The sequence below is a fragment of the Bradyrhizobium sp. SZCCHNR3119 genome (genome assembly GCF_032487775.1).
Classification (GTDB): domain Bacteria; phylum Pseudomonadota; class Alphaproteobacteria; order Rhizobiales; family Xanthobacteraceae; genus Bradyrhizobium.
The window spans coordinates 5,943,073-5,962,981 of record NZ_JAUEUV010000001.1 but is presented as its reverse complement, the minus strand read 5'-3'; the positions used below and the strand labels follow the sequence as shown (position 1 = coordinate 5,962,981).

Annotated in this window: 13 protein-coding genes; 6 read left to right on the top strand and 7 right to left on the bottom strand. The window is 62.3% G+C overall.

Going from position 1 to position 19,909, the window contains the following annotated elements:
• The 3 genes from QX034_RS27380 to QX034_RS27370 form a co-directional block, all read right to left on the bottom strand.
• On the bottom strand, nucleotides 1-5,919 hold a 5,919-nt coding region (locus tag QX034_RS27380), incomplete at its 3' end, for a non-ribosomal peptide synthetase (protein ID WP_316196036.1).
• A 271-nt stretch (nucleotides 5,920-6,190) separates the two neighbouring features.
• Nucleotides 6,191-8,617: an AMP-binding protein gene (locus QX034_RS27375; protein WP_315728673.1), complete on the bottom strand. Its 2,427-nt coding sequence runs from the start codon at nucleotides 8,615-8,617 to the stop codon at nucleotides 6,191-6,193.
• A 224-nt stretch (nucleotides 8,618-8,841) separates the two neighbouring features.
• Entirely contained in the window at nucleotides 8,842-9,057 is a 216-nt protein-coding gene (locus QX034_RS27370; protein WP_315705457.1) for an MbtH family protein, read from the bottom strand.
• Between the two features lie 328 nt (nucleotides 9,058-9,385).
• Between QX034_RS27370 and QX034_RS27365 the strand changes: the two genes are divergently transcribed.
• The 3 genes from QX034_RS27365 to QX034_RS27355 all read left to right on the top strand — a co-directional run bounded on the left by QX034_RS27365 (nucleotide 9,386) and on the right by QX034_RS27355 (nucleotide 11,628).
• Nucleotides 9,386-10,138: a thioesterase II family protein gene (locus QX034_RS27365; protein WP_315705456.1), complete on the top strand. Its 753-nt coding sequence runs from the start codon at nucleotides 9,386-9,388 to the stop codon at nucleotides 10,136-10,138.
• Nucleotides 10,139-10,483: 345 nt separating this feature from the next.
• On the top strand, nucleotides 10,484-10,780 hold the full coding sequence (locus QX034_RS27360; protein WP_315705489.1) for a hypothetical protein: 297 nt from the start codon (nucleotides 10,484-10,486) through the stop codon (nucleotides 10,778-10,780).
• Nucleotides 10,696-11,628: an MFS transporter gene (locus QX034_RS27355; RefSeq protein ID WP_315728688.1), complete on the top strand. Its 933-nt coding sequence runs from the start codon at nucleotides 10,696-10,698 to the stop codon at nucleotides 11,626-11,628. The genes QX034_RS27360 and QX034_RS27355 overlap by 85 nt, the downstream gene beginning before the upstream one ends.
• A 21-nt stretch (nucleotides 11,629-11,649) precedes the next feature.
• On the opposite strand, the gene ccoG is transcribed toward QX034_RS27355, so the two are convergent.
• From ccoG to QX034_RS27335, 4 genes are read right to left on the bottom strand one after another with little or no spacing between them, the layout of a single operon-like run.
• A complete protein-coding gene (gene ccoG, locus QX034_RS27350; protein WP_315705455.1) occupies nucleotides 11,650-13,095 on the bottom strand; it encodes a cytochrome c oxidase accessory protein CcoG in 1,446 nt (481 codons plus the stop codon).
• A 50-nt stretch (nucleotides 13,096-13,145) separates the two neighbouring features.
• A complete protein-coding gene (locus tag QX034_RS27345) occupies nucleotides 13,146-13,349 on the bottom strand; it encodes a DUF2892 domain-containing protein (RefSeq protein WP_315705454.1) in 204 nt (67 codons plus the stop codon).
• Nucleotides 13,350-13,382: 33 nt separating this feature from the next.
• Nucleotides 13,383-13,841, bottom strand: a complete 459-nt coding sequence (trxC, locus tag QX034_RS27340; protein WP_315705453.1) for a thioredoxin TrxC — start codon at nucleotides 13,839-13,841, stop codon at nucleotides 13,383-13,385.
• Nucleotides 13,838-15,124 carry an FAD/NAD(P)-binding oxidoreductase gene (locus tag QX034_RS27335; protein ID WP_315705452.1) on the bottom strand — a complete coding sequence of 429 codons (1,287 nt, stop codon included), beginning with the start codon at nucleotides 15,122-15,124 and terminating at the stop codon, nucleotides 13,838-13,840. Before QX034_RS27335 ends, trxC begins: the two co-directional genes overlap by 4 nt.
• A gap of 131 nt (nucleotides 15,125-15,255) precedes the next feature.
• On the opposite strand from QX034_RS27335, the gene QX034_RS27330 reads away from it, so the two are divergent.
• The 3 genes from QX034_RS27330 to QX034_RS27320 all read left to right on the top strand — a co-directional run bounded on the left by QX034_RS27330 (nucleotide 15,256) and on the right by QX034_RS27320 (nucleotide 19,908).
• Nucleotides 15,256-15,603, top strand: a complete 348-nt coding sequence (locus tag QX034_RS27330) for a metalloregulator ArsR/SmtB family transcription factor (RefSeq protein WP_315705451.1) — start codon at nucleotides 15,256-15,258, stop codon at nucleotides 15,601-15,603.
• Nucleotides 15,604-15,679: 76 nt separating this feature from the next.
• On the top strand, nucleotides 15,680-16,669 hold the full coding sequence (locus QX034_RS27325; protein WP_315705450.1) for an efflux RND transporter periplasmic adaptor subunit: 990 nt from the start codon (nucleotides 15,680-15,682) through the stop codon (nucleotides 16,667-16,669).
• The gene (locus QX034_RS27320; protein ID WP_316196035.1) at nucleotides 16,666-19,908 is read left to right on the top strand and encodes an efflux RND transporter permease subunit; all 3,243 of its coding nucleotides are present in this window, start codon (nucleotides 16,666-16,668) and stop codon (nucleotides 19,906-19,908) included. The genes QX034_RS27325 and QX034_RS27320 overlap by 4 nt, the downstream gene beginning before the upstream one ends.
• Nucleotide 19,909: the final 1 nt, after the last annotated feature.

Below are 19,909 nucleotides of genomic sequence, written 5' to 3'. Positions count from 1 at the left end.
CTGGATCGCGAACGGCTCATGCAATAGCCCTTGCGGAGTACCCGCCGCCGTGGCGTTGAATGCGCTCACCACCTGCTCCTGCTCGGCATCGCTCAATAGCGGCAGCGCCGAGAGTGGCCGGTCCGCATCGGCCACGATCGTGCTCAGCAAGTGCTGCAAATGCCCGGCCAGACGCGCGATCGCATCGCCGTCAAATCGCCCGCCGTCGTACATGATCTTCATCGCCAGCGTCTCGCCGACAGCGACCTGCAGCGCGAGCGGATAGTTGATGCGGTTGACCGCGCGGATCATATCAACGCGGACCGCATGATCCGCACCTCCCGCAGACATCTCGTCCGGGTAATTCTCGAACACCACGATACTCTCGAACAGCGGCGTTGCCGCCGGCAGCTCGCTCCAGCGCTGCACCTCGGCAAGCGAACTATACTGATAGTCGGTCAGCTCGCTCTGCCGCGCCTGTACCTCCTCCAGAACGTCCAGCACGCGCGCCTCGCTCGGCAACGGCACGCGTAGCGGCAAGGTGTTGATGAACAGCCCGACCGTACGCTCCACCTCAGGCAACTCGGCCGGACGGCCCGACACCGTGACGCCGAACACCACGTCATTGCTGTCGCCGTAGCGGCCGAGCAGCAGCGCCCAGGCCCCCTGCACCAGCGTGTTGAGGGTCAGCCGGTGCCGGCGCGCGAAGCTCTCCAACACCTCCGGGGCGATCGGCAACTCTTCGTCGTACTCGGCATAACGATCCCCGTCGAACGCCACGCCTGCCGCATGCCCGAATCCAAGGGAGGTCGGCGCGTCGAAGCCGGCGAGGCGCTCGCGCCAATAGGCTTCTGCAGCCGGTATCTCCTGGCGCTGCAGCCAGGAGATGTAGTCGCGGAATGGAGGTGCAGGCGCCAGTTGCGCCTGCTCACCTCGGCGCAGCGCCCCATAGACGGCGAATACCTCGTTCAGCAGAATCGGGATCGACCAGCCGTCAAACAAGATATGATGGCAGCACCACACGAACCGATGGTCGCGACCGGCGAGCCTAACAAGACACAGGCGCATGAGCGGCGCGCGCACGAAATCGAAGCCGCGTGCACATTCGGCATGCTCCAATTCTGCCAGTCGCGCCGTCTGCTCGGCGGCCGAAAGACCTTCCCAATCATGAAACGTGAATGGCAGCGCGGTGTCGCGCAACACGGCCTGAAGCGGCACGGCAAGATCCTGTCCGACGAAGACACTGCGCAACACCGCGTGTCGTCCGATCGAGAGCTCCCAGGCAGCTCGGAATGCCTCGATGTCGAGGTCCCCGAGCAAGCGACAGCTCAACGTCGTGACATAGGCGCGGGATTGCGGCTCATAGACGCTGTGGAACAGCATGCCCTGCTGGGTCGGAGTCAGGGGATAGACATCTTCGACACGATCAGGGCCCCCTACAGCCGCGAGCGCGCGATCGAGATCTCCTTGGGAGACCTCCACAAGCCGAGAGGCTCCATCCGGCAGCCCATCAGCGTTCCGGCTTTCGTGCAGCGAGTTCGGCTCGCGCTCGACAGCGTCATCGCGCGTCACAACCGCCCCGGCACCTGCCGCAGCGGCAAGCGCCTCAATGGTCTGGTGCTCGAAAATTTGCCGCGACGTGAGCTTCAGTCCCGCCCGGTTGGCGCGAGCCACCACCTGAATCGATTGGATCGAGTCGCCGCCGAGCTCGAAGAAATTATCCTCCACCCCGACCTGATCGAGCTTGAGGATCTCGCACCAGATCGACGCAAGTATCTGCTCGCTCGGCGTGCGCGGTGCGACGAACCGGCCGATCTCAGGCCGCCCTTCCGGCGCCGGCAGTGCATTGCGGTCAATCTTGCCGGCCGGCGTCAGTGGCAGCGCATCGAGCATCACGATCGCTGCCGGCACCATGTAATCCGGCAATCGTCGCTGTAACGACTGGCGCAGACGCTGGCCGAGTTGATGCGTCAGCGTGGCCGCGCCGGGATCGTTGGCGTAGGCACGATCGGGACGGCATGAGGGTTGCGGCAGTTGGACCGGCCCATCACACCGGCTGCGGTCGACAAAGACGACGTCAAAGCAACCATCGGCCGAAGCGGAGGTCCAGCTCACGCGCACGTCATAGCCGTACCGCTCGCCGATATCCCAGAAGGTTTCAGGATCCTCGCCGGTCGGCACGCCATCGGCAGCCATCAGTTCGCTAATCCTGGCGTTGGATTCGCTGGCTTCCAGCCACTGCGACGCCGTGAGATCCTGCGCCAGCCGTCGATTTGGCACGTGCAGCACCGCGACACTTGGGGGTCTCTGCTCGGCGAGGATAGCGGCGAGCTCGACCAGCGAACATCCAGTCCAGTCCATCGATTGCGCGGCCGCCTGCGGCTTCTTGCCTCCGATATGCAGGACCACGTCGTAGCGATAGCGAGTCAGCTCGTTGTCGAAATGGCCGCGCCTGAGCAGGATCTCGACAGCTGAGATCCGTGCAATCCCATCCTGGAGGGCCGAGAAGAACGCCGGATCGATCGCGAGCTCCGTCTCATGCTTGGCTGCAGTGGCGGCCCGGCTCTTGATCTCTTCGGCGCGCGATCCTGCGCGCGCACGCGCAACCTGAATTGAACCATGGAATACAGGCAACAGACCAAAATGCCTGACGTCGCCGACGAAGATCCGGCCGCCGTCAGCAACGAGCGCCGAGGCTCCCGCGAGCACGTCGCGCAGGTAGTCGGTATCCGGAAAATATTGCACGACCGAATTGATGACGACAGTATCGACGGATACCGGCGCCATGTCTGAGAGGGCCGTGGCCTCGCGCTGCGCGAGTTCGACATGGGCGAGCTCACTCCGCTCCCTCGCCCACGCCCGCAAGCCGTCAATCGCTGCTGACGAGATATCCGTGCCACGATAGAGGCGGCTGATCGGCGCGAGATGCTGAAGAAGAAGACCGACGCCGCAACCGATCTCCAGAACACGGTCAGGCCTAAACGCCGCGATGCGCTGCACCGTCGTCGTGAGCCATTCGATCATCTCCGGTTCGGGGATCGGCGCGCCGGTGTAGCTGTTGTTCCAGCCGATGAAACTTGGCGCCTTCGCCTCCGGGCTGAGACCGTATGTCTCGTCGAACAAGGTCTGCCATTGCGCAACGCTATCGTCGCCGTCGACGGTGACCTGCCGCCGCTCGGCCTTGAGCCGTCGAAGATCGGGCACGACATAGGCGACCAGCCGCTTGCTGCCCGGCACGTCCTCGCGGGCGATCACGGTGGCCTGCTCCACGCAAGGCTCCGACCGCAGCGCGGTCTCAATCTCGCCAAGTTCGATCCGGAAGCCGCGAATTTTGACCTGATGATCGAGCCGGCCGTGATATTCGAGCTCGCCGTCGGCGCGCCAGCGCACGAGATCCCCGGTGCGATACATCCGTTCGCCAGGCACAAACGGGTTCGGCACAAACCGCTCGGCCGTCAGGCCGGGCCGGAACAGATAGCCGCGAGCCAATCCAGCCCCGCCGATATAGAGCTCGCCGGGTACGCCAATCGGAACCGGCTCGAAATGTTGGTCGAGCACATAGGTCCGCGTATTAGCCAAAGGGCGGCCGATCGGTGGCGTGCGCCGATCGGCGAGGCAGCGGAAAACGGTGGTGCAGACGCTGGCTTCCGTCGGACCATATGCATTGAGCACGATACGCTCGCCGAGCCAGGGAGCAATCATCTCACTGGTGCACGCCTCGCCGCCCACGAGGAGCGTCTTCAGATCCGGCAGGGATTCACCTTTCAGAGCCGCCAGCGCGGAGGGCGGCAGCAGAACGACGGCGATCCTTTGCTGCTGCAAGAGCATGCGCAGCGGTTCGCCCGGCAGCATCTCACGACGGTCGGCAATGACCAGCGCGCTGCCGGTGCGCCAGGTCATCATCAATTCCCACACGGCGGCGTCGAAACTGAAGGAGGCAAACTGCAGGACGCGGCTTCCAGTGGCGATCTGCAGCGGCGCGAGCTGAGCTTCCGCCAGATTTGTCGCGCCGGCATGGGGGACCATGACACCCTTCGGCCACCCGGTGGAACCTGACGTGTAGATCACATAGGCCAGATCTGCAGAGTCGACGGGAACGGCGGGCGCATCGGACCGCAGGCAGGCGATCTCGGACCAGGCCTCGTCGAGGCGAATCACCATGGCATCGTTGAATGGTATCCGATCGACGAGCGTGCCGTGGGTGAGCACCAGCGGCGTCCGCGACTCTGCGATCATGTAGGCAAGCCGCTCGGTCGGATAGTTGGGGTCAAGCGGCAAATAGGCCCCACCCGCTTTCAGGATGCCGAGCACCCCGATCACCATGTCGAATGAGCGTTCGAGGCAAAGACCGACGACGATGTTGGGACCGACGCCACGCTTGCGCAGATAGTGCGCAAGCTGATTGGCGCGGGCGTCGAGCTCTGCATAGCTCAATTGTTCGCTGTGACGGATCAACGCCGGCGCGTCCGGTGCCAGCGCCGCCTGCGTGGAAAACAGCTCGTGCAACGTGCGATACGCGGACTGCACCGCCGGCGTCGCATGCCAGTCGCGCAGGACTTTCCCGCGATCCGTTTCCGACAACAGCGGCAATTGCGAGAGCCGCGTGTCGGGAGCGGCGACCGCCCCCTTGAGCAGCTGCACGAAATGAGACGCGAAGCGCTCCGCTGTCGTGACATCAAACAGATCCGTCGCGTAGACGAGCGAGCCGACCAGTTGCCCGCCGACTTCCGTCATCGCGAGCTCGAGATCGAACCTGGCCGCCGTCTGCTCATCATCGAAGCGTTCGATCTTGAGGCCTGGAAGCTTCATCTGCTCCAGCGAGACGTCCTGCAGGACAAACACGGTCTGAAAGATCGGATGTCGGCTGAGTTCGCGGACCGGCTGCAACGCATCGACCACTTGCTCGAACGGAAGGTCCTGATGTGCGTAGGCGCCAAGCGCCGTCTGCTTGACGCGCCGTACCAGAGCTCGGAACGATGGATCGTCCGCGACATCGCTGCGCAGCGCCAGCATGTTCACGAAGAATCCGATCAATTGCTCCGTCTCAGCGCCTGCGCGGCCTGCAATCGGGCTTCCCACGACGATGTCGGTTTGACCGCTCCACCGCGCCAGCACTGCTTTGAAGCCTGCCAATAGCACCATGAACAATGTCGCGCTCTCGCCGCGCGCCATTGCCGCCAGCGCACTGGACAGCTCGCGATCGAGCACGAACCGATGCGTTGCGCCGTGGAAGCTCTGCGCGGCGGGACGCGGGCGATCGATCGGCAAATCCAGCCCCGCCGGCGCGTCCGCCAGCCGGTCGCGCCAATACGCCAGCTGCGGCTGGAGCACGCGCTTCAACACCCATTCGCGGTGCCACACCGCATAGTCCACGTAGTGAATCGGCAGATCCGGCAGCGGCGAGCGTCGGCCCGCGGAAAAGGCCGCATAAAGGGTCGCGAGTTCGCGGAACAACACACCGACCGACCAGCCATCGGAAATGATGTGGTGCATCGAGAGCGCAAGGACGTAGTCTTGATCACCAAGCGCAAAAAGATCACAGCGCAACAATCGATCATGAGCGAGGTCAAACGGTTGCTCGATCAATCGGCGCGCCCGCGATATTGCATCGGCCAATGCGACCTGATCGGCAACAAGATCGATTCGCCAGGGCGGATCGATCAGCTGACAGGCAACGCCATCCCGCATCACGATGCGAGTCCGGATGCTATCGTGCCGCCGTACGATCTCAGTCAGAGCCGCCGAAAGCGCCGCGGAATTCAACGGCCCCTTCAGGCGAACCGTGAGGCCGATGTGATAGGCCGGCCCCAGCCGGCCCAGCCGGTCAAGGAACCACAGCCGCTCCTGTGCAAACGAAAGAGGTAGCAGATGGCCCCGCGGCGCCTTTGAAATTCCGCTGGATAGATGCTCAAGGCCGCGCTTGAGCTTCAGTCGCAACAACTCTCTTCTGCGACCTAACGTTGCTTTAATTGGCGAGGCTTGGGGCGTGGTCTCCGGCGTAGACAAATCCATTGGTCGTCTGCTCCTAAGCTCGAACACTTCGCCTGAAGCGCCGCGTCGTGCGGCATCAATTCAAGCATCGGCCATTAGATTGGATAATCGCGATCTCAGATCGTGATTACCGGTATGGGCTTGCGCTATCGACGCTCTGCGCGCCAGTTGGATGCGCGGTTCTTCGACGAATAGCGGACCTGCACAATGCGCCGGCTGGTCAGACCGCCTGCGAGCCCAACTCGCGCGCGACGTCCTCGTCGCCCATCTGGGCGACCTCATCGGCCAGGCGTTGCAGCACATCCGCATTTGCCCAAAGCGGAGACGTACGCAGCCGAGCGTGCAGCTGCTCCGCCATCTTGGCGCAGTTACTCTCATGCCACAGCATTGCTGAATCAATCTGCATCATGAAATCAGTCTCGAGCTTGCTCTTCACCCGCACCAACCCGAGCGAGGTCACGCCTAAGGCCATAAGGGATTCACGACGATCAAGATCATCGGCATTCAATCCGATCAGTTCGCCAAAGATATGGCCAAGGTAGTTCTCGATCGAGCGAATCTGATCGGCCTCATCCTGATCCCTCATTCTGAGAATCAATTCGATCGGGTCTATTCGATCACTGCCCGCCGATGAGAGATCATCCTCTGCGCACCACTCCATTCGCACGGGCAAGGTTCCGTCGAGCAGCATCTCGCGCGCTTTGGACCTTTGGATCTTGCCGCTCGAGGTCTTCGGGAGCGCGCGATGATGCGTCAACACGACGCGGTCGAGTTCAATGCCATTGGCGGCGGAAATTGCCGCACGCACCTGCTCGATAAGAGACCCAGCGTCGCCGATGGGGCGCCTGGCCTCCTCAATCACCAGCACCGCACGTTCGGTCGCCTCATCGGCGACAGTGAACGCGGCGGCATCCGCAATATCGGACGCCGTCTGCCGCGCCGCGGCTTCAAGATCCTGCGGATAGAGATTCTGGCCGCGGATGATCATGACATCCTTGATCCGGCCGCTGACGTAAAGTGTACCATCCTGCATGAAGCCGAGGTCGCCCGTTCGGAGGAACGGCCCCTCTCCGCTCGCAAGACGGGCGTTAAAAACACGCGCAGTCTCCTCTGGATTGCGCCAATAGCCCGCCCCCGTAGTCGAACCGTCGATCCAGATCTCACCAACCATCTCCGATGCACATCTCTGTTTCGTCTCGGGATCGACGATCAGAATACGATGTTCGGGAGATGGACGGCCGCTAGACGGAACGCTGTATTCGTCATGCAGACCTTGCGCGCGCTTCAGACCCTTCCGGCGAATTGCTGCGGACGAGACGACGGTGGCCGTCTGCCCCAATCCGACCGGACCGCCGGACACCAGCAGCGTCGCCTCCGCGAGCCCGTAGAACGGGCACATCGCCTGGCGCTTCAATCCATAAGGCCCGAAACGCTCGGCAAAATCTTCCATGGTCTGCAGCTTGATGGGCTCGGCGCCGCATCCGGCGACAGTCCAATGACGCAAGTCGAGCTCGGCGCATTCCTGTTCCGTAATCTGACGCAGACAAAGATCGTAGGCGAAATTTGGTGCGATGCTGACCGTGCCGCCATATTGCGAGATCGCCTCCAGCCATCGTACCGGACGCGCCACGAACGCAGCCGGCGGCATCAGAACCGACGTGATACCATGATAGATTGGCGTGCAGATGCCGCCGAACAGGCCGAGATCGTGAAAGTGAGGTACCCAACTGACCCACACCGACTGACCGTGCAGCGCGGTCTGCTTGCCGAGCAACCAGGCGTTCCGCGCGGCATTCCCATGCGTCACCATGACGCCGCGAGGACTTCCGGTCGAGCCGGAAGTATACTGAAGTACGCAGATCTCGTCCGGGTCGGGCATCACGATATCGTCGTTCGCGGCTCCGTCCGGAGGAAGCTGATCGGTCACGAGCGTTCCGACAGAGCACCCGAATTCGGACAGGATGCTGCTGATGCGCGGCGCCAGTTGCGATGACGTCAGAACCGCAGTCGGCTCCGCATTGTCGATCAAGCCTGCGATGACCCGACTACTTCCCGATCGCCGAGGTGGGCTCAAAGGCACAGCAACTGCGCCAGCGTAGAGCACTGCGAAGAACGCGATCATGAAATCGATCCCGGGGAGATAGAACATAAGGACGCGATCGCCACGACCTATACCATTCGTCCTCAGACTCCCTGCCAGTTGAGCCGCTGCGCGATCGAGTTCCGCAAAGCTCAGATCGATTCGCGCCGATGACGCTGGAAGGAAGCGCAACGCGAGCCGTTCAGGCATATGCTTGGCATTGCGTCGCAACGCTTCAACCATCGTGACTGCATTGCCCGCGACTGAATTGTCCGCGACTGCGTTGCTCGAACTCGTCATCGACATCTGCTCCCCGGCCGAACTCATCAACGACGCGCACCATGGCCTGAGGGCGCGCAGCGGCTCATCGCCTCGATCATCGGCAACCGGTGATCGGACGCTGAGCATAATCAATGGATCGCGCCGGAACTGGTGGCTCCCACAGACTTCCGACGCAGAGTGGAGGCTACATGGAGCCTCTTGGCGGATCCGCCATCGGCGAGATCCTCGATTCGGAAAGAGCGCGACGAGTCTCCACAAGCGCCAGCCGCCCGCGCCGAGCAACATGCGAGACCGCAACATGACCGGCAGGATATGTCACCGCCCCTTTAGTCCGGACGTTTGACCAACCAGCTGCACCCATGATTAGCGCTCCATCTTGACGGCACTATTACGCACCGCGAACGCGTATCTTTCCGGGAGTCGCAAACAACACAGACCCTGCGGACGGATTCCGGTATTCGACCCTGGATCGCATCACGATTCCAAGCTGACCGAAATCTCGTCGCTCGTCATGCGCGCTCAGCCATCCGCTTTCGCAAACTAAGCGGCCTCATATCAGTCCAGACGGCTTCGATGTACTCCAGACACTCCGCCTTGGAACCACGCTTGCCCACCGCTCGCCAGCCGGCGGGAACCGGCTTCTCGGCAAGCCAGATCGAGTATTGCTCTTCGTCATTCATCACAACGAGAAAGATCTCTTCATTTGATTCGTTTGTCAGAGTCATTCGAAACGTCTCACTTCTATTGCCCGCCAGATCATCGTGCGCAAAGAACAGCGACGCGTGTAGTTAGCACCCGTCTCGTCATGCATGCCCCAACAAATGTACGAATTAGTGGCACGCATGATCATATCGTCGTGTTCGATGAACTAAATACGATTCTAATGATGCGACCTATGGTTGCTACGGCGTGATTATCGACAATACGGAATTGAAATATGCCATAGCGATCCCGCGAGTCCGGCGCGTCAGTACGACAGATCGATGACTATCGGCGCAACGTGACATTACAGTTGATGATACGATCAACGGCAGCACTGGAGAGTTGACACCGATGTTCAACGCAGCGCCTCTTGGGCGAACCCCATCAATGCCCATTCGACTTTTTTGTTTCGCTCATGCAGGTGGAACCGGAAAATTATTTCGCTCCTGGCAGAAGCTGTTGCAGCCCGGCATCGATGTTTGCACTTTTGAATATTCCGGCCACGGAACCCGGATCAACGAACCACTGCTCGACACGATCGAACAGATCGCCGACTCTGCAGTCGAAGAAATCAGTTGCTCAAAAGACGGTCCGTACGCGCTGATCGGTCATAGTATGGGCAGCCTTGTTGCCTTCGAGACATGTCACGCACTTGCAAAGCACGGTCTCAAGATGCCTACCCTTCTCATCGTGTGTGGACATCGCGCGCCGCGAGTTCCACCAGTGACTCCTCCGCTACACAATGCTCCCGACAGAGAGTTCCTCGCCCATCTTCACGGGCTCGGCGCAACGCCGCCGGAAATCTTTGACGTACCCGATCTTCTCGATCTGATGCTTCCGATTCTGCGCGCCGATTTTCGCGCCTGTGAGACCTACCGACCGGCCCATCGTCCGTATTTATCGGTTCCGATCGCAGCCTATGGCGGACTAACCGACAGCGACACGAGCAAGGACTCGCTTCTCGCCTGGCAAGCCGAGACAACCAGTCGATGCATGGTTCGCATGTTTCCGGGTGGTCATTTCTTTGTCAGTGATTGCGCGGACAGCGTTGTCGCGCACTTGAAGCGCGATCTGCTCCAGGCCTCGACCGTGGTGCAAGTTTGAGTCCCCCGAGCCGGTCGGCCCCGCCTCCCCCGGCCAGTGCAGGCCGCAAGTCTACAACGAATTCCAGCCCTGCGACTTAACAGCGCATTCGGGCTGAGCAGTTGAGCGGAACATTTGCTCTCAGCCCGATCTCCGAACACTTCCGCGCTGGCCCGAGACCCGCCACGCTGTCCAACGAACGAGAGCGTCACTGCATCAATGTTGAACCCGACCGGGCGTATATCGTTATCGATCACGCAGCTCTAACCAGAAGTCGGGACCTTTACATCGATGTCTGAAAGCCGGCGACCGGCACGCGATAGCCTATCGGCTCGCCTGTGGCCCCTGCTCGCCGTCAACTTCTTCATGGCCGACATGCAATCGGGAATCGGTCCCTTCCTCGGCGTGTTTCTAGTCGAGCGCGGCTGGACCAGTGGGGTGATCGGAACGGCCATGAGTATCGGCAATGTCGCGGGCATGTTGATCACCACGCCCATCGGCGGATTTATCGATGCTTCGCACCACAAGCGCGCCTGGGTGATCGTCCCCGGAATAGCTGTCGTCCTGGGCTCCTCGTCATCCTGCTTTCGCAGAATTTCTGGGCCGTCGCCGCTTCGCAGATTGCGACCTCGATCGCCGGTGCCGCGATCGTTCCTGCCGTGACCGGGATCACGCTCGGCATGGTCGGACAGAAAGGCTTCAACCGGCAGAACGGTCGCAACCAGGCCTTCAAGCGTTCCGGCAACATGATCGGCGCAGCAGCGTCCGGGCTCCTGGGCTGGAAGCTGGGTTACTTCTCGGTGTTCGCGTTGTCGGCGCTATTCGGCGCAATCACCGTCGCCTGCGTGCTGCTGATCCGGCCTGGGTCCATCAATGATCATGCCGCGCGCGGCAACAACGAAGATGACCCGAAAAGTCAGCCCAGCGGGCTTACGGTGCTGCTTCGGCATAAGCCGCTTCTGGTCCTCGGGCTCGCACTCGCGGTGTTTCAACTCGGCAACGCCGCCATCATTCCGTTCTACGGCATCTCAGCCGTATCGAATGGTAAGGCGAATGGCCCGAGCTTCGTCGCAACCACGATCGTGATCGCCCAGGGTGTGATGGTGGTTGCATCCATTGTGGCGATGCGCATCGCGGAGAAGCGAAATTATTGGCTGATCCTGCTGGTCTCGTTTCTCGTCCTGCGCTGCGGGGAATCCTTGCCTGGCTCCTCAATGGCTGGGGGTGTCGTTCCGGTCGAGGTGCTCGACGGCATCGGCATCGGCACCGGCCTGCAGAGTGTCGCGGTGCCCGGCATGGCGACCCGCTCACTTTACGGAACGGGCCGCGTCAATCTCGCCCAAGGCGCCGTCATCACTGTTCAGGGCGTCGGCGCCGCGTTCAGTCCCGCGCTAGGCGGCTGGGTGGCGCATTGGATCGGCTATTCGTCCACCTTTCTTGTCCTGGGTGGCCTCGGCCTCCTCGCCACGCTCGTGTTGGTCGCGCTCGGCGCCGCGGTCAAGCAGTATTAGCCCAGGCTGCTCGCACCGGCGTTATCGCGTCGGCGGAACGAAGTGATCATGCGCAATGGCCGTAGTTCCGGTCGCGGGATCGGTGGCCCTGATCTCGATGTCGAGCGGCACCGGGGGGATGTCGGAGCTCGATGCTTGCACCGACATGCGGATCTCTCGGGTCTGGTCCTGACCGACCTCGACGATCATGCGGCCATCCGCCGCACGTTCGACGCCCGCGACAGAGATCTTCGCATTGGGCAGACCGTTGACCTCGAGCACAACGTTGCGCGCTGCACGCTTATTGAGCAAGCGCACCGTATAATCGTTGCGCACCCCGCCGTCCGAAAGCTGGACGAACAATGGATTGCGCTCGTGCAGGACATTGACGCCGAGCGTACCGCGCGTGGCCAACGTATAAAGCATGATGCCGCCGACAATGACCATGAAGCTCGCGTAGATGACGGTGCGCGGACGAATCAGACGATAGATCGCCGGCTTCCCCTCCATGCGCCGCTGCACATTGATGTCGGTGTCATAGCCGATCAACCCTGTCGGCCGTTCGATCTGCTTCATCACGGTATCGCAGGCGTCGATGCACAGGCTGCACTGGATGCAGCCGAGCTGAATGCCATTGCGGATATCGACGCCGGTCGGGCACACATTGACACATTGATGGCAGTCGATGCAGTCACCGGCGGGTTCGCCGTGCTCGCGCGCCGCCTCCGCCTTCTTCACCGACATACGCGGCTCGCCGCGGTCGCGCTTGTAGGTGACGTTGAGCGCCCATTCGTCCGTCAGGGCGGCTTGGATCCGGGGCCACGGGCACATATAGATGCAGACCTGCTCGCGGGCGTGACCGGCAAAGGTATACGTCGTGGCGGTGAGAATGCCGATCCAGAGGTAGGCCAGGAATGGCGCCTGGAAGGTCGCGAGTTCCTTCACCAGAGTCGGCGCATCGGCAAAATAGAGCACCCAAGCTCCGCCGGTCCACCAGCCGATCATCAGCCAGAGGAAATGCTTGGTCGCAACCTGACGCACATGGGTGACGGTCCAACCCCGCTTATCGCTCAGGATTCGCTCACGGCGGTCACCTTCGACCCAGCGCTCGACCGCGTAAAACAGATCGGTCCAGACCGTCTGCGGACACAGATAGCCGCACCACAATCGGCCCGCCACCGCATTCATCAGAAACAGCGCCACGGCAGCCAGGATGAGAAGACCGGTGAAGTAGTAGACCTCCTGCGGCCACAGCTCGATAAAGAAGAAGTAGAAGCGGCGGTGCGGAAAGTCGATCAGCACCGCCTGATTCGGCAAACCTGGGCCGCGATCCCAACGTACGAAAGGCAGCAGGTAGTAGATGCCGAGCGCAATGCAGAGGATCGTCCATTTGATGCGGCGAAAGCGGCCGTGTACGGCCTGCGGATAGACCTTCTCGCGCGCCTTGTAGAGCGGGCCGACGATATAGGTATCGCCTGAATCAACCATCTTGCTCCTCGTTATCGTCTCTGCGGCGCATCCACCTGCTGCTCGCGAGCTCAGGAGAATGCGTTACCGCTCTTCAGGCCGAGCTTCTTGAACACGATCGCCGCCGGACAGAAGCCGGTGAAGGACGCCTGAATCATGTTCACCCCCGCAAAGGCCGTCAGTAGGTACCAGTACGGATTGACGGTCCAGCCGAGCGCGAGCCCGAGCAGGACGACCAACCCTGCAAAGCTGAGAACTGCTTTATCGACGTTCATGGCATGCTCCTGTGTGATTTGGATTGAGCGTGATCAAGCCCGGCTGAGGCCGGACAGAGTCCAGGCGACAATTCGTTGCGAATCCATCGCACCTGAAACGCGTGCCAGCTCCCGGCCTCCCCTCAGGAGCAGGAGCGTTGGAATGCCCGAGATGCCGAAGCGCGCCGAGACGTCTGGCGCTGCGTCGGAATTGAGCTTGAGCAAGCGGGCGCGCGGCTCGAGTTCCTGCGCGGCCCGTTCGAACATCGGCGCCATCGCCCGGCAAGGACCGCACCAGGGCGCCCAAACGTCGACGAGCAGCGGCAGGTCGCTGTGCGCGAGATGCCGTTTGAACGCGGCCTCGTCGACCTCGATCGGATGGCCGCTGAAGATCGCCGTGTGACATTTTCCGCATTTCGCTGCCGCGGGTGTGTTGGGGGTCTTTCCGACACTTGAGGGCAGACGGTTGATCTGCCCACAATGGCCGCAGACGACCTGGAAGGTCTCACTCATGTGCCGGTTTTGACCTCCTTGACCTTCGCGATGTTGAGCCGATCGAGCAGGAAACGCTCGTAGAACGGCTCCGGGGTGCCGCGCCGCATCTTGCGCAAGAAGTATTTCTCGAACGCGACCTTTGCGAAATGCACCCACTCACCTTTCGACGACCAGTTGACGTTGCGGGGCGGGATCTGGGGCTGCGCCAGAAAGGCTACGCCGGAGTCGCCGAAATCCGCGAGGCAGATCGCATTCCAGGTCGGCTGCGCCGCCGGCTCCCGGCCGCGCAGCAACGCGCCGATGTTCAACGCGGTCGCAGTCACCATCGATTCGATCATGAAACCGGTCTTCGGCACGCCGACCGGGACCGGTGTCGGTCCGATCGGCGGGATCGCGACGCAAACGCCGACCGCGAACACGTTCCGGAATTCGGGATTGCGCTGGTGCTTGTCGACGACGATGAAGCCGCGCGGATTGGTCAGCTTCTCGATCCCGCGCACCGCGGCAACGCCACGGAACGCCGGCAACATCATCGAATACGCGAACGGCAGTTCGTGGGTCTTACGCACGGCACCGTCGTCGTTCAGCTCCTCGACGGTCATCCGCCCCGCCTCGACCCCGGTCACGCGCGCATTGGTGATCCACTTGACGTGCTTCTCGCGCAGCTCGCTCTCGAGCAGCCCCTTGGTGTCGCCAACGCCGTCGAGACCGAGATGGCCTATATAGGGCTCGGAGGTCACGAAGGTCATCGGCACACGATCGCGCAGCTTGCGGCGGCGTAGTTCAGTCTCCAGGATGAAGAGGAATTCGTAGGCCGGACCGAAGCAGGATGCTCCCTGTACGGCCCCGATCACCACCGGGCCCGGGTTTTCGGCCAGCTTGTCGAAGGCGGCTTTTGCGTGCGCCGCATGATCGACGTGGCACACCGACTGGGTATGGCCTTGCGGCCCCAGACCCGGAATTTCGTCGAAGGCGAGTTCCGGACCGGTCGCAATCACAAGATAGTCGTAGTCCACGATCGTGCCGTCGTTCAGCTCGACGCGATCGTCGGCCGCATGCACGCGCTTGGCGCCCTGCGTCAGCAGTCGAATGCCCTTGCGCTTCATAGTGTCGACCAGATCGATCTCGATCTCGTCGCGCTTGCGCCAGCCGACCGCAACCCAGGGATTGGACGGCACGAAGTGATAGACCGGCCCTTCGGAGATCACCGTCAGCCGGTCTTCCCGCCTCACATGCGCCAGTAATTCGTAGGCCATCAGCGTTCCGCTCAGCCCGGCTCCAATCACGACAACTTCCGCCATGGTATTCTCCTCGGTTTCCGTTCTTCCCGTTCGCGCCACGTGAGCCGCGGCTTGTGTGATCTGGTGATCTGCGCTTGATTATATATTCGAATATTCGTATATACGCAATCATGAAAATTGACACCGACATCATGGAAGCGGCGGCGGACCAGGCGAGCAACCTCCTCAAGGCGCTTTCGAACCGGCACCGGCTTCTGATCATCTGCCAATTGATCGACGGGGAACGCCCGGTCGGTGACCTCGCCGAACTGCTGTCCTTGCGCGATTCCACCGTGTCGCAACACCTTGCCTTGTTGCGCAAGGATGGACTCGTGTCCGCGCGGCGCGATGGGCAGACGATCTATTACTCGATTGCAAGCGATCCGGCGCGTGAGGTGCTGAAGACGCTTTACGAAGTCTACTGCGCGCCGGCTCCTGCCAAACCGGCACGGAAGGTAGAGCAACGGCGGATCGGCCCCTTGAGACATATCAAGGGTTGAGAACGGGCCTCATGGCATGCGTGCGCAAGCTTCGCTGCCCGGGCGTCCTCCGGAACTGGAAAAACAGGATTAGCTAATGCGAAGATTGACGCTCCTGAGCTTGATGGCCGTTGCGACATGGTCCGCAGTGCCGGCTCAAGCGGAAACCCTGACGGCGGCGACGCGTCAGGTCACGGACGAAAAGGCTGTATTCGCTACCGTCGAGAGCATCAGCGTAGTCCCGGCGCGTGCGCGCATCGGCGGCACCGTGGCTCAGCTTCACGTCAGGGAAGGCGATGCCGTGACGCGCGGCCAGGCGATTGCCGTGGTCGGCGACGAGAAGCTCGTGCTGCAGATGAAATCGCTGGATGCACAAATCCTGGGGCTGCAGGCGCAGACGGATCAGGCCCAGATCGACTTTGACCGGATCCAGGGATTGGTCGAGCGCGGGACGCTGCCGCGCACCAATCTGGATCAGGCCCGGACCGCGCTCAACGTCGCGCAGAATAATTTGCGGTCCAAGACCGCCGAACGCGCCGTCGTGCAGCAGCAGCAGACCGAAGGACAAGTGCTGGCGCCTGACGACGGGCGCGTGCTGAAGAAGCTCGTGACCGTAGGATCGGTGGTGCTGCCCGGCGATCCCATCGTGACGATCGCGCAACAGAATTTCAAGCTGCGGCTGCGTGTGCCGGAGCGGCACGCGCTGTTCCTGAAAGCCGGCGACAAGGTCCGCGTCGATGCCGCCGAGTTGGGTGAGCAAGGCACGAAATGGGGCGTGATCGATCTGGTCTATCCGCAGATCGAGGAAGGCCGCGTCGTTGCCGACGCCATCGTCTCGGGCCTCGGCCAATATTTCGTCGGCGACCGCCTGCGGGTGTGGATCTCCGGCGGCACGCGCAACGCCTTCGTGATTCCGGCGCGCTATGTGACGACCCGTTTCGGGATCGACTATGTTCAGCTACGGCAACAGGATCAGACCGTCGCTGTGCCGGTGCAGCGCGGCCGCGAGCTGCCGAGCCCCGACCTCCCCGACGGCCTTGAAATCCTGTCCGGTCTGCGCGCGGGCGACCAATTGGTGCTGCCGTGAAACTCGGATTGTCGGGCAAACTTACCCAGGCGACGATCGGCTCGCCGCTGACGCCGCTGTTCCTGCTGGCGGCATTGGTCGTCGGCCTGATCGCGGTCATCGTGATCCCCCGCGAGGAGGAGCCGCAGATCAGCGTTCCCATGGTCGACATCCGCGTCAATGCGGATGGATTGCGCGGGCCTGACGCCGTCGAGCTCGTTACCAAGCCGCTCGAGACCATCGTCAAGGCGATCGACGGCGTCGAGCACGTCTACAGCCAGACCGAGGACGACCGGGTGATGGTCACCGCGCGGTTTCTGGTCGGCACCAAGTTCGAAGACGCCATCCTGCGCGTCCACGAGAAGATTCGCGCCAATCTCGATCGGATTCCGGTCGGAATCCCGGAACCCTTGATCGTCGGGCGCGGCATCAACGACGTGGCTGTCAGTGTCCTGACCCTGTCGCCGAAGCCGGAAGCCGCCGACCGCTGGACCGACAAGGACCTCTATGAGCTCGCGGATAAGCTGCGCGCCGAGTTGACCAAGGTCGACAATGTCGGCCTCACCTACATCTCCGGCGGCGGCGCACAGCAGATCCGGGTCGAGCCAGATCCGGAAAAGCTGTCCCTGTTCGGTGTCACGCTGCAGCAGCTCGTCGCCAAGGTGAAGGATGCCAACCGCTCCTTCCTGGCCGGCGACATCAGAGACGGCGGCATCGTCCGCAACGTCGCGGCCGGCCAGACGCTCGCCGGGATTCCCGACATCGGCCTGCTTCTGATCACCACGCGTGACGGACGCCCGGTCTATGTCCGCGACGTCGCGACCGTCGTGATCGGACCGAATCTCGCCGAGCATCGGGTCTGGAACGATGCCCGCAGCGGCGAGAGCCAGTGGAACCGCGTGCCCGCGGTCAGTCTGGCGCTGGCCAAACGCGCCGGCGCCAACGCCGTGGTCGTGTCGCATGACATCGCTCAGCGGCTGGAAGGCCTCAAGACGCGCCTCATTCCCGATGACGTCACCGTCACGGTGACGCGGGATTATGGCGAAACCGCCAACGAAAAGGCCAACGAGCTCCTGTTCCACCTCGGGCTTGCAACGCTCTCGATCGTCGTCCTGATTGCGATCGCGATCGGCTGGCGTGAGGCGGTGGTCACCTTCGTCGTGATCCCGACCACGATCCTGCTGACGCTGTTTGCCGCCAATCTGATGGGCTACACCATCAATCGCGTCAGCCTGTTCGCGCTGATCTTCTCGATCGGCATCCTGGTCGACGACGCGATTGTCGTGGTCGAGAACATCGCCCGCCATTGGTCCATGCACGATGGCCGTCCGCGCCTGCAGGCAACGATCGAAGCGGTCGCCGAGGTCGGCAATCCGACCGTCGTCGCGACGCTTACCGTGGTGGCAGCCTTGTTGCCGATGCTGTTCGTGTCGGGACTGATGGGCCCCTACATGGCACCGATTCCGGCGAATGCGTCCGCCGCGATGCTGTTCTCGTTCTTCGTCGCCATAGTGGTCGCGCCTTGGCTGATGCTGCGGCTCGCGCCAAAAAAGGACCCTGCCAAAACCGATGGCAATAGCGCGGGACACGCTGCACATGACGAAGGCCGGCTCGGCCGGCTGTACCGCAAGGTCGCCCGCCCGATCGTTGCAAGCAAGCGCTCAGCCTGGATCTTCCTGCTCGGGGTCGGTATCGCAACTTTGCTCTCGATGACGTTGTTTGCGACCAAGTCGGTCACGGTGAAGCTGCTGCCGTTCGACAACAAATCAGAGATCGCCGTTGTCGCGGATCTACCCGAGGGCGCGAGCCTGGAGGAAACCGAACGGGTGCTGTTCGCAGCGGCCGACATCGCCCATCAGCTGCCGGAGATCACGTCGGTCCAGGCCTACGCCGGAACGCCAGCGCCGTTCAACTTCAATGGACTGGTGCGGCATTATTACCTGCGCGAGCGTCCTGAACTTGGCGAATTGCAGGTCAACCTCACCGCGCGCGGCGAGCGCAAGCGAGCCAGCCACGACGTCGCGCTCGACCTGCGCCAACGGCTCAAGGCGGTGCAGATGCCGGCAGGCACCAGCATCAAGGTGGTCGAGGTGCCGCCGGGACCACCCGTTCTGGCGACGTCGCTCGCCGAAATCTATGGTCCCGATGCAGCAACGCGGCGGGAGGTTGCGCGCGAGGTGAAGAAGATCTTTGCCGAGGTGCCGTTCATCGTCGACATCGACGATTCCATCGGCGAGAAGCGGCCGCGCCTGCGGCTCTCGATCGATCAGGACAGTCTCGAATATTTCGGGGTCGAACAGCGCGACGTCTACGACACGATCCAGACCCTGTTCGGAGGCGTGTCCGTCGGCTACTCGCATCGCGGCGAAGAGCGCAATCCGATCGAGATCGCGGTCAAATTGCCGAAGCGCGACAAGGATTGGACCGCCGCACTGGCATCCACCCCGGTGCCCGCCAACACCGTGCCCGGCAGCAAGACCGTCGTCGAGCTCGGCCAAGTGGTCAAGGCAACGCAGGAAGAAGGCTCCCCTGTGATCTTCCGGCGCGACGGCCGTTTCGCCGACATGGTGACGGCCGAGCTGGCCGGCCGTTTCGAGGCGCCGCTCTATGGCATGCTAGCGGTTGCCGACCGCATCGATGCGCATGACTGGGGCAAACTGCCGAAGCCGGTCATCGCATTCCACGGCCAGCCCGCGGACGAGTCGCATCCGACGCTGCTGTGGGACGGCGAATGGGAGATCACCTATGTGACCTTCCGCGACATGGGCGCGGCCTTTGGCGCAGCGATCCTCGGCATCTACGTGCTGGTCGTTGCGCAATTCGGCAGCTTCCGCCTGCCGCTGGTGATCCTGACGCCGATCCCGCTCACCCTGATCGGCATCCTGCTCGGCCACTGGTTGCTAGGGGCGCCCTTCACCGCAACCTCGATGATCGGCTTCATCGCGCTGGCCGGCATCATCGTGCGCAACTCAATCCTGCTGGTCGATTTCATCCGCCACAGTGGCGGCGAAGGCAAGAGCTTGCGCGACGTCGTCCTCGAAGCCGGTGCGGTGCGCTTCAAGCCGATCCTGCTGACCGCGCTTGCCGCCATGATCGGCGCCGCCACCATCCTGCTCGACCCGATCTTCCAGGGGCTCGCGATTTCGCTGCTGTTCGGCCTGGCCTCATCGACGCTTTTGACCGTGCTCGTGATCCCCGCGATCTACATCGCGCTGCGCTCGCCGGCGAAAACCGATCTCAAGCCGACCTCAAGGGGATAAT

Coding starts and splice junctions, on each gene's coding strand:
- QX034_RS27375 (WP_315728673.1), bottom strand. CDS start 8,617: ATGTTGCTCGGCGCGGGCGGCTGGCGCTTGTGGAGACTCGTCGCGCTC.
- QX034_RS27370 (WP_315705457.1), bottom strand. CDS start 9,057: ATGACTCTGACAAACGAATCAAATGAAGAGATCTTTCTCGTTGTGATG.
- QX034_RS27365 (WP_315705456.1), top strand. CDS start 9,386: ATGTTCAACGCAGCGCCTCTTGGGCGAACCCCATCAATGCCCATTCGA.
- QX034_RS27360 (WP_315705489.1), top strand. CDS start 10,484: ATGGCCGACATGCAATCGGGAATCGGTCCCTTCCTCGGCGTGTTTCTA.
- ccoG (WP_315705455.1), bottom strand. CDS start 13,095: ATGGTTGATTCAGGCGATACCTATATCGTCGGCCCGCTCTACAAGGCG.
- QX034_RS27345 (WP_315705454.1), bottom strand. CDS start 13,349: ATGAACGTCGATAAAGCAGTTCTCAGCTTTGCAGGGTTGGTCGTCCTG.
- trxC (WP_315705453.1), bottom strand. CDS start 13,841: ATGAGTGAGACCTTCCAGGTCGTCTGCGGCCATTGTGGGCAGATCAAC.
- QX034_RS27335 (WP_315705452.1), bottom strand. CDS start 15,124: ATGGCGGAAGTTGTCGTGATTGGAGCCGGGCTGAGCGGAACGCTGATG.
- QX034_RS27330 (WP_315705451.1), top strand. CDS start 15,256: ATGGAAGCGGCGGCGGACCAGGCGAGCAACCTCCTCAAGGCGCTTTCG.
- QX034_RS27325 (WP_315705450.1), top strand. CDS start 15,680: ATGCGAAGATTGACGCTCCTGAGCTTGATGGCCGTTGCGACATGGTCC.